Source organism: Roseicitreum antarcticum, assembly GCF_014681765.1.
Classification (GTDB): Bacteria; Pseudomonadota; Alphaproteobacteria; order Rhodobacterales; family Rhodobacteraceae; genus Roseicitreum; species Roseicitreum antarcticum.
Genome location: NZ_CP061498.1, coordinates 1,546,585 through 1,561,652 on the forward strand (window position 1 = coordinate 1,546,585; position 15,068 = coordinate 1,561,652).

Consider the following 15,068-nt stretch of genomic DNA (forward strand, 5'->3'; position numbering starts at 1 on the left):
AAGTCGCCACCAAGGCGCGGCACCTCTCTTTGAAGGACCCCGCACCTGCGTCTCGCTACCCGCAGGCAGATAGCGGCAAGGCAAACGCGGTCTGGCCCGTAACGACAGCCACCGCCCCCGGCCCGATGGCACGCTGCACCGCCGGATCATGCGCATCCAGCCCGCCGGTATAGGTGCCAAAAGCGGGCAGGATGATCCCCGACCTTCCCAACAAGAAACACGCCCTGCGCCCCCCGCCCATGCGCGCGGGCAGGCGCAGCTTGGGGTGGTAATGCCCCGACACCTCGGGCAGGCCATCCGCCTGCGCGATATGGCGAAAGCACAGCGGGCCAAAGGCGAATGCCGCCACCCCCTGCCCCGCCGCGTTCATCGCCATGGGGTCGTGGTTGCCCTGCACCCAGATCCAGTCCCGTCCGGCCTCCAGCCCCTGCAAGGCAGCCAGCGCGGGGGCGTCCAGTTCAGCCGCCGCCGTGTCATCGTCGAAACTGTCGCCCAGGCAGATGACCCGCGCGGGCGCCAGTTCCGCCACCAGCGCGGACAGCCGTGCCAGCGTGTCGGCGACCTCATAGGGCGGTAGCAACGCCCCCGACCGTCGGGCGATCCGCCCCGCCTTGCCCAGATGCAGATCGGCCACCACCAGCGTGTGCGCGCCCGGCCACCATAAGGCGCGGGACGGCAGCGCGGTCAGGGTTTCCCCGGCAAAGGTGAAGTCATGGCCTGTCATGGCGCTGCATGTCGCCGATTGCCGCGCCACGATCAAGCCCCGTCATCAGGGCGTCAGCCCCGCCGTGCGCATCAGTTTTTCAGCGGCATCACTCAGCAAGCGTTCACGCCCCGCGCCATGGATCGGAATGCGTCCGGGCTCCAGGAACAGCGGCGCGGCCAGCGGGCTGACGCGGGGCAGCGCCACATGGTCCACCCGGTCGGCGACACGGGCCAGCATTGCCTCGATCCGGCCAAAATCCACCAGCCCGCGCATCGCCTCTTCACGGGTGATATCCAGCAGCAAATGCCCGGGGTCGTACTTGATCAAGGTTTCATAAAGGATATCCGACGAAAACGTCGCCTGCCGCCCCGACTTGCGCTGCCCCTGATGCACCCGGTCGATCAGGCCCGCGATCACCGCACTGGCGCGAAAGGTGCGCTTCATCACCGCATTGCCCTGCAACCACGTCTCCAGCCCGTCGCGCAGATCGGCAGCGCGGATCAGCGCATGCGGGTCGGTCACCGGGTCCAGCCCCCAGATCAGCGTGGCGTAATCCGTTGCGACGAAGCCCAGCGGATGCAGCCCCGCATCTTCCATCCGGCGGGTCAGCAGCAGGCCCAGCGTTTGCTGCGCGTTGCGCCCGGCAAACCCGTAGACGCACAGATGCTGCCGCCCGTCATGCGGGAAGGTCTCCAGCAACAGACGGTCGGGCTGCGGCAGGCGCGAGACGGCGCGCTGCAACGCCAGCCAGTCGCGGGTATGGCCCGGCAGGTCGGGCCAGTCCTCCGCCTGCAAGATCTGCAAGATCCGGTCGGCCAGCAGGGTCGAGGTGGCGAATTTCGTGCCATTGAACACCGCCACTTTCGGGTCGCGCCCGGGGCTGCGCGACACCTCGACAGTCATTTCGCGCAGGCCTTCATAGCGCACCACCTGCCCACCGATCAAAAAGGTATCGCCCGCCGTGAGGGTGGCGGCAAAGCTTTCCTCGACCTCGCCCAGGGGCGCACCGCCGCGCGACCGGCGCATCCGAACCTTCAGCGTCTCTATATCAATGATCGTGCCCAGGTTCATGCGGATGCTGGCCGCCGCGCGCGGATCGCGCAACTGCCACATGCCGTCGGGGCGCTGCATCAGGCGTTGCCAGCGGTCATAGGCGCGCAGCGCATAGCCTCCGGTGGCCGCGAAATCGAGGCAGGCGTCGAACCGCGCGCGCGACAGCGCGGTATAGGGACCCGCCGTCGTGACTTCGGCAAACAGCGCGTCCGCATCAAACGGCCCGGCGGCAGCCGTGGCAAGGATGTGCTGGCACAGCACATCGCGGGGCCCCGGGCCACGCGGCGCGCCGTCCAGATCGCGCGCTTGCACCGCCTGAAGGGCGGCCAGACATTCCACCACCTCGAACCGGTTCGCAGGCACCAGCCGCGCCTTCGACGGCACATTAGGACGGTGGTTGGCACGCCCGATGCGCTGCACCAGCCGTTTGACATTGCGCGGCGCGCCGACCTGAATGACCAGATCGACATCGCCCCAGTCGATGCCCAGATCCAGCGTGCCGGTGCAGACGATGGCGCGCAGGCGGCCTTCGGTCATCGCGGCCTCGGTCCGCGCACGGGCGTCACGCGACAGGCTGCCATGATGGATGGCAATGGGCAGCGCATCGGCATTCTGCAACCAAAGGTCATGGAAGAACAATTCGGCCTGCGCGCGGGTGTTGTGGAAAATCAACGTGGTGCGATGCGCCTTCACCTGCTCCAAGATGGCCGCAATCGCATAGCGCCCGCCGCCGCCCGCCCATGGCGGCGCAACACCGGCATCCAGCATGGCGATGTCAGGCGCCGGGCCGGGGTCGGCATGGCGGATTTCGCTCGGGTCGGGGTGACAGGCCAGAAACTGCCCCAGCGCGGCTGGATCTTCCACCGTCGCCGACAGGCCCACCCGGCGCATGCCGGGCGCCAGATGCTGCAACCGCGCGAGGCTCAGCGCCAGTTGATCGCCGCGCTTGCTCTCGGCCAGCGCGTGGATCTCATCGACCACCACCCGCGACAGCCCGGCAAACATCCGCCCGCAATCGGGCTGGCTCAGCAGCACGGCAAGGCTTTCGGGCGTGGTCAGCAAGATATGTGGCGGGTCGGCGCGCTGCCGCCGCTTGACGCTGGAAGTGGTGTCGCCGGTGCGATCCTCGACCCGGATCTGCAGGCCCATACCGTCGATGGGACGCTTCAGGTTGCGGCCAATATCCGCCGTCAGCGCCTTCAAGGGCGAGACATAGAGCGTGTGCAACCCCGGCGGCGGCGCTGTGCCCAGCTCCATCAGACTGGGCAGAAACCCTGCCAGCGTCTTGCCCGCCCCGGTGGGCGCAACAAGCAGCAGCGCAGGCGCGTCGGCGCGCGCCAGCAGGTCTTGCTGATGCGCATGCAGCCGCCAGCCCTGCGCGGCAAACCATGTCTGAAAGGGGTCGGGCAATCCGGTCATGGGGGGCATATAGCCCGCCTCGCGCCAGAACCACAGGGGTGTGCCACAGGCGATCCGCTCGCCGCACCAGATCGTGTCGCGCGCCTTCGCAATCTTGCACCCGCCCAGACAGCCGGACGCGCGCGGCCCTGCCGACAAGCGAGGCGGCGCGGACCGCGGTTTACGGATAACCTTAGCGGGTAATCACCTCATCCTTGACGAACATGTTGGACCAGGCGCGGTCGATCAATTCGGGCGACATGTGGTTGGGCTTGCCCTCGAACCGGCAAATCGCCAGCATCTGGTCGATCAGGAACACCGGCTGGTAATTGGCATAGACGTTGTCGATCTGCGGATATTTGTGCTGAAGCAGGTAGATAAGCGCCTCTTCATTCAGAGGCATGCCCCGCTTGCGCGCCACGAGGGCAAAGATTTTCAGGAAATCCGTCTGCCCCGGCCCGTCAATCTTGATCTTGTAGAAAATCCGCCGCAACGCTGCCTGATCGAAGATTGTATTGGGGTGGAAGTTGGTCGAAAAGATCACCAGCGTATCAAAGGGCACCACGAATTTCTCGCCCGATTGCAGGGTCAGGATGTCGTAATTCATCTCCAGTGGGACGATCCAGCGGTTCACCAACGCCTGGGGGGCTTCGTCCTGCCGACCCAGATCATCGACGATGAACACACCCCCCGTCGCCTTGAACTGCAATGGCGCTTGATAGGTGCGCGACACCGGGTTGTAGGTCAGGTCCAGCATGGCCAGCGACAACTCGCCCCCCGTGACCACAGTGGGCCGTTCGCAGAGCACATAGCGCCCGTCGAAACGGTTGCCGCGTTGGCGCAGCATCAAGGGGTTGTCGACAGAGACCTCGGCCTTGGAATGCACAATGGGATCGTAGACGCTGATGACCTGCCCCGCGTGCAGCACCGCGCGCGGCACATAGATTCGGTCGCCCAGCGCCGCCCTGATCCCGTTCGAGATCGAGGACTTGCCGTTGCCCGGCGGACCATAAAGCAGGATCGACCGTCCCGACGACACCGCAGGCCCCAGATGGTTCAACAGGTCAGGCGGCAAGATCAGATCGCCCATTGCCGCCAGCAACTGATCGCGCCCGATGTGAATATTGCGGATGGATTGCAGCTTGACCTGTTCGGCATAGACGTCCAGCGGGACGGGCAGCGCACCGTAATATTCCGACTGGCCCAACGCCTCCAGCGCGCGTTTGCGCCCGGCCTCGGTCAGTTGGACGGCGGCGGCCTTCGTCGCCCCGGCGCCCAGCGTGGCCAGCATCTCGACCAGCGATTCCGCGCGGCACTGGTCGATCAACTCTTGCGTCAGCGTCACCGGCAGGCACAGCGCCCGCGCGATATCCGCAAATTCGGTGACCGAAAGACGGAACATCGTCTTGATCAGCATATCGCGCATCAAGACATGGGATAGCCCGGTATCTTCCAGCGTGCGCGGCACGGCGGGGGGCGGAATCTGTCGGGTTTCTTCAGCCATTCTGACACGAACCTTCAGCTAGAGCATGCCGCGCCAAAGGCGGAACCGGTTTTGTGCGTCCCGGACATGCGAAAACAAGACCTCAAGGAATGTCGCGTGACCACGGTTGAACGCGCCCTCCCCGGAATGGGGACCGCCACGCCCGTCACACGCCATAGACCGCCGCCAGCGCCATGTAAAACGCCAGCGCCGGACCCAGCGCCAGACCCATGGGAAACTCCCGCCGCTCCCAAGACGCCCAGGTGGGCGCGGCAGCACGCACAGCCGGGATGCGGCGGACCACGCGATGCGCCACCAAACTGGCAATGATGACCGCAGCAAGCATGGGCAGGAACAACGACAGATCGCCAATCATGATGAAGGGTGCCATGGCAGCGGCGAATTTCGCATCCCCCGCGCCCACCAGCCCGGTAAGCGTCATCAAGAAGCCGATCGCCAGCACCACCGCCAGATGCACCCCGCCCCAGGCCCAAAGGCTCAGCGGCAGCACGAACGGGCCGATGGCGACGTACAACAGCAGCAGCGCCATCACCGCCTTGTTGGGGATGCGCATGAACTTCATGTCGCTCCAGGCCACCCACAGCCCGATCAGGACGACCCCGGGCAGCATCCATGCCGCCGCCGCTGCGGGGAAATACATCATCCCGTCCGGACGTTGGCTTCAAGCGCGCGCAGCGCCCGTACGGCGGGTTCAAAATGCTGCGGATGTGCGTCAATCGCCTCTTGCAGCAGGCCGCGGCCCACGTTCACATCACCCTGACGGATCGCGGCGATGGCCATGGTGTGCAACAATTGCGCGCGCTCCGTCTGGGTCATGTCGACCAGGGGCAATTGGTACTGGCGCTGCGCGGCGCGGGCCAGCACCATGTTGTTCTTCGCGGTGAACAGGTTGGGGTCGTATTGCAGCGCCTGCACGAACAGCCGTTCGGCGTCGCGGGCATCGCCGCGCGTCAGCTTGGAATAGCCCCAGTTGTTGTAGACGCTGCCCGGACGCGTCGTCAGCCCCGATGCGATTTCATAGAAGCTGTCGGCCTTGGCCCATTCCTGGTTGCCGTCGGCCACCATCGCTTCCAGCCGATACCTCTCATAAGTCTCGTGCGTGGGGGGGATCTGGTCCAGCGTTGCTTCGGCTTCGGCCCATTTGTTGTCACGGATCAGGGCCTCGGCCAAGGCGACGCGGTCGTCATGTACGCTGCCCGGCATCGCCACCACGCGGTTCCACACAGGGACTGCTGCGCTGGCGCGATTGGCGCGGATCAGCGACTTGGCCAGCCCGCGGTGCAGTTCGATCCGGTCCGGTGTTTGCACAATCGCAGCCTCGAAGAAGCTGATCGCTTCCAGCGGGTCGGCGGCGGACATCATGATTTCGGTCATATTCGTCTGATCGACCAGCGCAATCGCATCCGACTGGCGGCTGGCTTCGGCGCCGATACGGTCACCGCATGCCGATACCGTAAAGATGCCGCTGATGAACAGCGGCACAACGATCCATTGGCGCATTTTGCGTCCCTTACTGCTCGTCACAACGGTGCTGACAAGAGCAGGTATCGCCCGCTTCCACGCCGCACCAAGGATAGATTATTTGCCTCAGTTTCAGCATAGCCCGGATTTTCGGATTTTGCGATAGCAAGTCGCAGATTTTCGCGGATTTCATCCGATCTGCCACTATCCAGCGCGAAAGCCGTCTGGAAAACGCGCCGCGCCTCGCCCCATTCGCGCTGTTCCATCAGCACCACGCCCAGATTGTTCAGCGCGGGCACAAAGGTCTGGTCACGGTCCAGCGCGCGGCGCAGCATCTGTTCCGCCTGCCCCACCCGGCCCAGCCGCAAATTGGCAGAGCCGATGGCCGACAGCACATCCACCGTCGCGCCTTGTTCCGCCGTGGCGCGGTAATAGGCCCGCAGCGCCAGCTCATACTCGCCCGCCGCCATCAGCCTGTGACCGATCACCAGCCCATCTGCCGTATCCGCCACAACGGGCACATCGCGCGACAGCGCGGGGGCCTGCAACCCATCCGCCAGCCGCCGGTCAGACGCGCAGCCCGCCAGAACACAGATCGCCAGAAAAGCCGCCAGCAAGGGTTTCATCAGCCACCGAAATTCGCCGAGTCCAACAACGTGACAATCCCATAGACCGAAGGCCCGATCAGGATGATCAGCAATGGCGGCACCGTGAACATCATCGTGCCCAGCGTCAACTTGGTCGGCAGCACATTCGCCTTTTCTTCGGCCAGCATCACCCGTTTGTCACGCATCTCGGCGGCATAGACGCGCAGCGCGTCGCCGATCGAGGTGCCGAAGCTGGCCGATTGCACCACCACCGTCACGAAGGAATTGATGTCGGGCAGGCCGCAGCGATCGCCGAAATCCTTCAGAACGGCTGCGCGTTCCTTGCCCGCGCGCACCTCCTGGCTGATCGTCTCGAATTCTTCGCCCAGCGCGGGATAACTTGCCTTGATCTCGGACCCCACACGGCGGATCGACTGGTCCAGCGATTGCCCGGCTTCCACACAGATCAACAGCATGTCCAGCGCATCCGGAAAGCCCTGCGTGATCTCTTCCTGACGCGCGGTGCGGCGCTTGTTCACCCAATATTTCGGAAAATAATAGCCCAGCAACCCGGGCGTCAGCGTGAAAGCCGCCATGGTCAAGGGCGTCTGCGCGGCGCGGTCCGACAGCAGCAGCGTATAGACCAGTCCCAGAAAAATCCCGCCGATCCCCAGGATGAACTGAAGCGCGTGAAAGTCGCGCACCGCGTTCTTGCCGTGATAGCCCGCCTGCACCATGATGCGCCGTGCATCGCTCAGCTCAGCCTCATTCGCGGGCTCCAGAAACCGGGCGTATTTATCCAGTTTGTTGTCAGCCTGGCTGCCACGGCGACGCATGTTCTTTTCAGGGTCGCGCCCCTTGTTGCGCACCGTCTGCTGGAATTTCTCCATCGGGTCACGGCGCTGTCGCGTCATCATGACAAAAGCCACCACGATCAGTGCCAGCCCCAGCACCCCGGCAACCGCCACGAGCGCCAGCGCATTCTCCGTCGCAAAGTTCAACATCACAGCCGCCACTTGTCTGGAAACAAACATGAATACCGCCCCCTTGGGTCAGACTTTGATATTGACCATCTTGCGCATGTACAAAACGTTGATGACCAGGAACGCGGCAACCACCAGCGCGGTGGGAATGAACAGCGCGGTTTCCTTCACCTCGTCATAATAGTTTGGCTCGATGACGCTGATCGCGATCATCGCGACGATGGGAAAGGCCGACAAAAACATGCCGGACCATTTCGCCTCGGACGTGATGGCGCGCACGCGGCGGAACAGCTTGAAGCGCGCGCGGATCACCTTCGACAACCCGTCCAGAATTTCAGCCAGGTTGCCGCCTGATGTCTGCTGGATCGACACGGCGACGGCAAAGAACCGCAGATCGGGCATGCCCACGCGGTCGGCGAATTCCTGCAAGACCTCGCCGAGGTCGCGGCCATAGTTCGCCTCGTCCGAGATCAGGCCAAATTCTGTGCCCAGCGGGTCGGGCACCTCGCGCGCGGCCATGGCCAATGCGGCGTTGAACGGATGGCCCACCCGCAGGCTGCGCACGATCAGGTCGATCGCGTCGGGCAGTTGTTCCTCGATCATCGACAGGCGCTTCTTGGCCTTGTTGCTGACCCAGAAGAACACGCCACCCACACCCATCGTGGCCGACACCAGCACGCGCACGCCCATCGGCGCCGCAGTCAGCAGGCTCAGCGCGCCGAAGGCCACCACGCTCAGGCCTACCATCACCCCCACCAGCATCGCGGGCGAGAAAGCGATATTGGCCTTGCGCGCCCGTTCGGCCAGCAGCGAATATAGCGGGATGCCATTGGTCAGCACATGCTGGTTCATCTCGCGGCGCAGCTGTTCCAAGACCTCATTGTTGGTCTTGCCTTCCTCGATCATGCTCAGACGACGGTTCATCCGGTTGCCCAACCGGATCGCCTTACCAAAGAACAGAAGGTAGATGCCTTCGACCAGCATCAAGACGCCCACGAAAATCGCGACATAGACAAACGGGCTTAGCGACAATTCCATGGTTTATTCCCCTTTCACCGGCTCATAGATGCTGGCCGGCAGGTCATAGCCCCACCGTTTGAAGCGGTCTGCATAATGCGAGCGCAGGCCCGTGCCGGTGAAATGCCCCAGGATCTTGCCATTAGGCTCCATCCCCGTGCGCTCGAAGCGGAAAACCTCTTGCAGGGTGATGACCTCGCCCTCCATGCCCGTCACTTCGGTGATCGACAGCATGCGCCGCGTCCCGTCTTGCAGGCGTGTCACCTGCACGATCAGGTTGACGGCGGCGCCGATCTGACTGCGCACTGCCTTCAGGGGCATGTCGATCCCGGCCATCGCCACCATGTTTTCCAACCGGCTGATCCCGTCGCGGGCCGAGTTTGCGTGGATCGTCGTCATCGACCCGTCATGCCCGGTGTTCATGGCCTGAAGCATGTCGATCACTTCCTCGCCCCGCGTCTCGCCCACGATGATCCGGTCGGGGCGCATCCGAAGCGCGTTGCGCAGACAGTCGCGTTGCGTGACCGCGCCTTTGCCTTCGATGTTGGGCGGACGGCTTTCCATCCGGCCAACATGCACCTGCTGCAACTGCAATTCCGCCGTATCCTCGATCGTCAGGATGCGTTCGGAATTGTCGATGAAGCTCGACAGCGCGTTCAGCGTCGTGGTTTTCCCCGACCCGGTGCCGCCCGACACGATGACGTTCAGCCGCGTCGCAACTGCGGCTTCAAGGTACATCGCCATTTCTTCCGAAAACGCGCCGAACCGGGTCAGGTCGTCGATGCCCAGCTTTTCCTTCTTGAATTTCCGGATCGACACCAGACTGCCATCGACAGCCACCGGCGGCACCATCGCGTTGAAGCGTGACCCGTCCGCCAGCCGCGCATCGACATAGGGGTTGGATTCGTCCACCCGACGCCCCACCGCCGACACGATCTTGTCGATGATCCGCATCAGGTGCTTTTCATCGCGGAAGGTCACATCCGACAGTTCAAGCTTGCCGTTGCGCTCCACGAACACCCGTTTCGGCCCGTTCACCAGAATATCGTTGACCGTATCGTCCTTCAGCAAAGGTTCCAGCGGGCCCAGACCCATCACCTCGAAATACAGTTCCTGATTCAGCGTCAGCCGCTCATCGGTGTTGAGCACGAAGTTCATCTCACCCAGCGCTTCCGCGACGATGGCGGAGATTTCGGACTTCAGATCCGCCTCGCTGGCGGTGTCGATCGCGGCAAGGTTCAGGTTTTCCAGCAGGCGTTTGTGCAGCTCGCTCTTGATCTCGTTCAGCCGCAGCTTGCGCCGCTTGTCTTTTTCTTGCGCAGGGGTGTCCGTCGTCGTGGCGTCCTGGGCGGCGCGGGCGCGCAGCTTGCCGACCGGGGCGCGGGCTGCCTGCACCGCCATCGCCGATGCCGTAGCGTCCGGCACGCGCGCCGCATCCCCCGCCGAAGGCAGGTGGGGCTGAATGCTCGGTTTTCTGTATCTGGCAAACATGGGGATCACTTTCAGACATTGCGGACAGGCAGATTTAACAGCACGGCGGATGGGCAGCCGCTAGGAACCAGCGGCCTCGGCGGCGCGGTCAAGGTCATACAACTGCTCTGCCAGTTTGCGGATTTCCTTGTGAACCGGGTTCTTGGGCGCGAAATTGGCCAGCAAAAGCCCGTGGTCATTCGATTCCGACACTTGCGCCAAACCATCGGGGATCATCAGTTGAAAGCTGATGTCCAGACTTTCGGCCATGCGCTTGGCGCGCGACTTGCCCGCCAGATCGGTGAATTTGGGCGCGCGGTTCAGCACGAAACGCAGCTTTTCCGTCGACAGGTCTTCCGCGCTCAGCGCGCGGATCAGCCGCAACGTGTTCTGCGCTGAACGCATGTCCAGCAGCAGCAGCGCGAAATAGACATCGGCGGCATTCAGCACTGCCTCGGTCCACTGAACCACCACGCCCGGCATATCAATGATGACGTAGTCAAAATGGCTGCGTGCCATCGCGATCAGCGACGCCACGTCCTCGACCGACAAGATGTCGAACGGCAACATATCCGCAGGCGCTGTCAGCACCTTCATGCGGTCCTGACAGGGTTGCAGCGCATGGGTGAAGGCCTCACCATCCATGTCGCTCAGGTTCGACAGCAGTTCATACACCCGTTCGGTGCGCGGCATGTCCAGATAGGTCGAGACCGAGCCACGTTGCAGGTCCAGATCCAGCAGGCAAACGCTGCGCGCATCATCTTTCGAGATCTGCGCCAACGTTCCGGCCAGGTTCACTGCAAAGGTACTGCCCCCCGCCCCGCCGGCCATCGACTGCACCGCCAGCACTGCGCCGCGCTTGCCGCCACCCGATGTGACAGCGGCCCCCGGGGCCACGGCCAAGGGGGGCTGGCGCAGGCGCTCCAGTACATCGCGCAACGCATCTTCAGGCAACGGATAGGGCAGGAAATCATCCGCGCCCAGCCGCAACAACTGGTGCAGCAGGATCGGGCTCAGCTCTTCGGCCACCAACAGCACCCGGATGTCCTTTTCTCGGGCGCGCTTGATAAGGCGACGGATCAGCGTCAGATGTGCCTCGTCTTCCTCGTCCATGACCACGGCCAGGAATTCCAGCGCTGCCGCGTCGGGCTGCTCCAGAAAGGTCAGCGCGGCCTGAAACGACAGGTCGCCCCAGGCATCGCCCAGCACGACTTCCATGTCTTCGATCAACAGTTCAAACTTGCCGATGTCGCGCGATACGGTGCAGGCGCGGAACTCCGGCGCCTCTTCGTGAACTTTCGCGATACTCGCCATTGCCATGCGCCCCTATACCCAACAGCCATGACGCAGATCGCATGACCGGGAAATCCTGAAACGGCGGCCCGCCAATCTGGCGCGGGGTACCGTATTGACTTCGATCTAAGGAACAATCTGGGCAAGAATTGGGCCGTTTCCCGCGCAAGATAAGACAATGATGTCCCATCGCCGTGCGCCGGACCTGCCGCCATGCAGCTTTGCCCCGAAGGCGCGGGGGCAAGAACGTCTTATTCTGGGGGCAGGTCCGCCGATACCCGGCGTTGCGCGTTCACTCGCCGGGGGCGGCGCTGGCCACATATTGACGGAAGACGATCTGGGCATATTCGCCGTTCATCACCGTGGGATGGCGCCGCATGAAGCCTGTCACCTCGGTCACCGTGCGGCGGTTGCGCCGCTCGCGCCCCTCGGTCACGATCAGGGGCCGGGTCTCGCCTTGCGACACCACGGCGTCGAGGCGGCTGCGGCTGATGCCCAGTTGCCCCAACACCCGCACCACGGCTTGCGCACGGCGCAGACCCAGTCCGTAATTGTACCCCGACGACCCCACAGCATCGGTATGACCGTAAACCGTAAAGCGCACTTCGGGGAACTGCCGCATCCAGCCCGCCTGCCGCGCCAGAACCGCCCGCGCCTCGGCATCGGGGGTGGCGCTGTCAAAGGCAAAGGTGATCGTGCTGGGCACTTCATCCTCGAACCGGCGCAACAGGGTGCTTTGCGCCTGAATCTGACCAGTCTGGACCAGATGGTTGTTCATCGTGGGGTTGCCGAAGGTCCCGTCATCGAGATCCGACCCAGCCTCGCGCCCGCCCTGCGGACCGCAGGCCTGCAACATTGCGGCACCTGATGTGACCAGAAAAACCCGCCGAGAAACCATCATCGCCCGTCTCTTTCGCTCAAGGCCGGATTGCCCGGGGGTCAGCGGCCGGAACGCCACGGCCCCCGGCTCAATCGCCGTTTCAGTCCATCGTATAGCCGTAGGATCCGCCAAATTCCTGCCGCGACACCTCGGCCACCGCGCCGCGCGTGTTGCCTGCCGCGACCTGACCGTTCAGGAACAGCTCGCGCTCGGACGGCGGGCGCACCCGGTCGGTCGGCAGCATCAGCGCCTCGCCCCGGGTCGGTGTGACCAGATGCGCGGTAATCACGATGACCAGTTCGGTCTGCGCGCGCTGATAATCAGCGCTGCGGAACAGTGCCCCCAGGATTGGTACATCGCCCAGCCACGGAACCTGCCGGGCCGAGTTGCGGAAATCATCCTCCAGCAGCCCCGCCACCGCAAAGCTCTCGCCGTCGCGCAGCTCCACCGTCGTCGATGTTTCGCGCCGCCGGAAGGCCAGCACAGGGTCGCTGCCCGGGCCAGTGCTCACACTGCCGTCGATGCCGCTGACCGCAGCATTCATCGTCAGGTTGATGACGTTATCGTCCAGCACCCGCGGCGTGAAGCTCAGCTCCACCCCAAAAGGTTTGTAGTCAATGGAAATGCCGCCATCGGAATCGCGCACCGGGATCGGATATTCGCCCCCCGCAAGAAAGCTCGCCTCCTGCCCCGACAGCGCGGTCAGGTTCGGCTCTGCCAGGGTGCGGGCCATGCCATTGGTTTCCAGCGCTTCCAGCAGCACCTGCGCGGCAAAACTGCCGCCACCCAGGCGCACGCCCAGCGACCCGAATCGCGGTGTGTTCGAGGTATAGGCCGTTCCTGACAGCGCGGCCGAGGCAACGCTGCCGTCCGAAAAGATGCCCGTACCGACGCTGCCGCGCGGGTTGCCCGCAGCGATGCTGACGCCAAGGTTCTGCGCCGTGTCACGGTTCACTTCCGAGAACCGCACCTTCAGCATTACCTGCTGTGTGCCGCCCACAGTCATCAGGTTCGACACCCGCTCGGGCGCGTAGCGCTGCGCCAGTTGCATCGCTGCATCCAGTCGGCTGATGGAAGACACGATGCCCGACAGCACGATCCCGTCATTGGCGGTGCGCACCTCGATCGGCTCATTGGGCAGGATCTGGCGCAACCGCTCGCGGAATTCCGCAATATCTGGGGTCACATGCACATCAACATTGGCGATCAACCCGCCATCCAGCCCCAGGATTGTCAGCGTGGTCCGGCCCGGCGCCTTGCCCAGCACATAGATCGAGCGGTCGGACAGGGTGGAAATATCGGCAATGCCTGGGTTGGCGATGGACAGCTCCGAGAAGGGCGTGTCGCTTTCGACAACCACCGCGCGGTTCATCGCCACATTCAGCGACGACGACGGCCCACCCGTCAAGACGCGCAACACTTCGGCCGCCGCCGGACGCGGCGCGCCATTCAGAACAAGCAACCCCGTCAGGGCCGCCATAGCAATCGTTGCGATTTTCATGCGATCCTGCCTCTGATCGTCTACTCAATACGGCGGGTCTTCATGCCCAATTCCCATAATGATGCCCGAAATGGCTTTTTATTGCAACAATCAATAATTTAGCCGCCACTCTTCATGTTGCAAATTCACCATGCCCCCCAGAATTTGAGCATGACGAGGGCCACCGCACCCGATCTGGTGCGATGGCCTGATGCCTTTGGACTGTGGCGGCCTTGGTTGTGGCCCGGCACAGGGCCCGCCCGGTCGGTCTGTGGCCCCGGCAAAGCGTAGCCCCGTCAGTTCGTGCAGGGGATCTCGATCTGCACGACCTCGCCGCCGCGCCGGGTGCGCACCGAACAGACCTGCGGCGCCTCCACCGTCTGGATCTCGGCCCGCTCCACGCCCAGCAGCTGGTTCTGATCCATCTCGATCTGCCCAACTGCCGTGTCGTCATCCAGCCCCACCAGCGCCAGCGACAATTGCCCCGTGCTCTGGGCCTGCGCCAATGCAGCGACCTGCTGCGGCGTCGCCTCGATGGTGACGTTGCGCGCGATGGCCGCACGGGTGGCGCGGCTGTCTTGATCGGCGCTCTGGTCCACGGCGATCAGCTTCAGTTGCGACTGGATCAGCCGCGTAATCTCGGCACTGTTCTGCGAACGCCCCGTCCAGAACACATCGACAAAATCGCCCGGTTGCAAGAAGCCGCCAACGCCGGTGTTCACATTGACCGCGATGGTAAAGGCCCGCATCCCCCGCGACAGGACCGAGGTGATGCCTGCATCCGCCCCGGGCGCGCTGACCTTCACGGGAAGGATCGGTTCATTCTGCTCCATCGCGCGCAGGATCACCCGCGCGCCCGCGCCCGGCACGAACAGCGCGTCAGGGTCGGTATACACCCCTTCAGGCAGCGCATTCACCGGCCAGGGGGCCACCAACACATCTTCCATTGCCAGTGGCTCGCCGTAGCGCATGGGGCGTCCGGCCACCAGCACATTGACCATTTCGACCGGGGGCAGCGCCTGTGCGCGCGCCGCGGCCAGTTCGGCGTTGGTGGCCGAGATAAGGGATTGCGCCACATAGACCGCAGCCCCGGCCAGCCCCACGCCGATCAGAACAATCAGGCTGAAAATCAAACGCATCAATCATCTCCTCGTTTACGGACCGGGTTCAGCATCTGGGCTGTGCCCCGCGCGCGCCCGTCTTGCGAAAACTGCGCCGGGAATGCGGCAAAGTTAA

The 15,068-nt window shown here is 63.9% G+C and carries 13 protein-coding genes; all 13 read right to left on the minus strand.

All coding sequences use genetic code 11. From position 1 onward, the window contains the following. Nucleotides 1-55: 55 nt before the first annotated feature. The 13 genes from pdeM to cpaB all read right to left on the minus strand — a co-directional run bounded on the left by pdeM (nt 56) and on the right by cpaB (nt 14,971). Nucleotides 56-724, minus strand: a complete 669-nt coding sequence (gene pdeM / locus H9529_RS07320) for a ligase-associated DNA damage response endonuclease PdeM (RefSeq protein ID WP_092888212.1) — start codon at nt 722-724, stop codon at nt 56-58. Nucleotides 725-769: 45 nt separating this feature from the next. Continuing rightward, on the minus strand, nt 770-3,178 hold the full coding sequence (locus H9529_RS07325) for a ligase-associated DNA damage response DEXH box helicase (RefSeq protein ID WP_092888209.1): 2,409 nt from the start codon (nt 3,176-3,178) through the stop codon (nt 770-772). A 172-nt stretch (nt 3,179-3,350) separates the two neighbouring features. After that, nucleotides 3,351-4,661, minus strand: coding sequence for an ATPase (locus H9529_RS07330; RefSeq protein ID WP_092887713.1), 1,311 nt, complete (start codon nt 4,659-4,661; stop codon nt 3,351-3,353). A 145-nt stretch (nt 4,662-4,806) separates the two neighbouring features. Next, a complete protein-coding gene (locus H9529_RS07335) occupies nt 4,807-5,304 on the minus strand; it encodes a prepilin peptidase (RefSeq protein WP_092887710.1) in 498 nt (165 codons plus the stop codon). Beyond that, nucleotides 5,301-6,161, minus strand: coding sequence for a tetratricopeptide repeat protein (locus H9529_RS07340; protein ID WP_092887707.1), 861 nt, complete (start codon nt 6,159-6,161; stop codon nt 5,301-5,303). The genes H9529_RS07335 and H9529_RS07340 overlap by 4 nt, the downstream gene beginning before the upstream one ends. Nucleotides 6,162-6,181: 20 nt before the next feature. Then, the gene (locus H9529_RS07345; RefSeq protein ID WP_092887704.1) at nt 6,182-6,748 is read right to left on the minus strand and encodes a tetratricopeptide repeat protein; all 567 of its coding nucleotides are present in this window, start codon (nt 6,746-6,748) and stop codon (nt 6,182-6,184) included. Next, a complete protein-coding gene (locus tag H9529_RS07350; protein ID WP_092888206.1) occupies nt 6,748-7,713 on the minus strand; it encodes a type II secretion system F family protein in 966 nt (321 codons plus the stop codon). The genes H9529_RS07345 and H9529_RS07350 overlap by 1 nt, the downstream gene beginning before the upstream one ends. 48 nt (nt 7,714-7,761) lie before the next feature. After that, complete coding sequence (locus H9529_RS07355; RefSeq protein WP_092887701.1) at nt 7,762-8,730, minus strand: type II secretion system F family protein; 969 nt, start codon at nt 8,728-8,730, stop codon at nt 7,762-7,764. A gap of 3 nt (nt 8,731-8,733) precedes the next feature. Then, nucleotides 8,734-10,200, minus strand: coding sequence for a CpaF family protein (locus tag H9529_RS07360; protein WP_176847003.1), 1,467 nt, complete (start codon nt 10,198-10,200; stop codon nt 8,734-8,736). Between the two features lie 60 nt (nt 10,201-10,260). Then, nucleotides 10,261-11,493, minus strand: a complete 1,233-nt coding sequence (locus tag H9529_RS07365) for an AAA family ATPase (protein ID WP_092888203.1) — start codon at nt 11,491-11,493, stop codon at nt 10,261-10,263. A 271-nt stretch (nt 11,494-11,764) separates the two neighbouring features. Continuing rightward, nucleotides 11,765-12,373, minus strand: coding sequence for an OmpA family protein (locus H9529_RS07370; protein ID WP_092887695.1), 609 nt, complete (start codon nt 12,371-12,373; stop codon nt 11,765-11,767). A gap of 79 nt (nt 12,374-12,452) precedes the next feature. After that, on the minus strand, nt 12,453-13,853 hold the full coding sequence (locus H9529_RS07375; protein ID WP_092887692.1) for a type II and III secretion system protein family protein: 1,401 nt from the start codon (nt 13,851-13,853) through the stop codon (nt 12,453-12,455). A 275-nt stretch (nt 13,854-14,128) separates the two neighbouring features. Continuing rightward, nucleotides 14,129-14,971: a Flp pilus assembly protein CpaB gene (cpaB, locus tag H9529_RS07380; protein WP_092887689.1), complete on the minus strand. Its 843-nt coding sequence runs from the start codon at nt 14,969-14,971 to the stop codon at nt 14,129-14,131. Between the last annotated feature and the right edge of the window lie 97 nt (nt 14,972-15,068).

Bases quoted from the DNA above. Each gene is read 5' to 3' on its own strand.
- pdeM (WP_092888212.1), bottom strand. From the start codon at position 724: ATGACAGGCCATGACTTCACCTTTGCCGGGGAAACCCTGACCGCGCTG.
- H9529_RS07325 (WP_092888209.1), bottom strand. From the start codon at position 3,178: ATGACCGGATTGCCCGACCCCTTTCAGACATGGTTTGCCGCGCAGGGC.
- H9529_RS07330 (WP_092887713.1), bottom strand. From the start codon at position 4,661: ATGGCTGAAGAAACCCGACAGATTCCGCCCCCCGCCGTGCCGCGCACG.
- H9529_RS07335 (WP_092887710.1), bottom strand. From the start codon at position 5,304: ATGATGTATTTCCCCGCAGCGGCGGCGGCATGGATGCTGCCCGGGGTC.
- H9529_RS07340 (WP_092887707.1), bottom strand. From the start codon at position 6,161: ATGCGCCAATGGATCGTTGTGCCGCTGTTCATCAGCGGCATCTTTACG.
- H9529_RS07345 (WP_092887704.1), bottom strand. From the start codon at position 6,748: ATGAAACCCTTGCTGGCGGCTTTTCTGGCGATCTGTGTTCTGGCGGGC.
- H9529_RS07350 (WP_092888206.1), bottom strand. From the start codon at position 7,713: ATGTTGAACTTTGCGACGGAGAATGCGCTGGCGCTCGTGGCGGTTGCC.
- H9529_RS07355 (WP_092887701.1), bottom strand. From the start codon at position 8,730: ATGGAATTGTCGCTAAGCCCGTTTGTCTATGTCGCGATTTTCGTGGGC.
- H9529_RS07360 (WP_176847003.1), bottom strand. From the start codon at position 10,200: ATGTTTGCCAGATACAGAAAACCGAGCATTCAGCCCCACCTGCCTTCG.
- H9529_RS07365 (WP_092888203.1), bottom strand. From the start codon at position 11,493: ATGGCGAGTATCGCGAAAGTTCACGAAGAGGCGCCGGAGTTCCGCGCC.
- H9529_RS07370 (WP_092887695.1), bottom strand. From the start codon at position 12,373: ATGATGGTTTCTCGGCGGGTTTTTCTGGTCACATCAGGTGCCGCAATG.
- H9529_RS07375 (WP_092887692.1), bottom strand. From the start codon at position 13,853: ATGAAAATCGCAACGATTGCTATGGCGGCCCTGACGGGGTTGCTTGTT.
- cpaB (WP_092887689.1), bottom strand. From the start codon at position 14,971: ATGCGTTTGATTTTCAGCCTGATTGTTCTGATCGGCGTGGGGCTGGCC.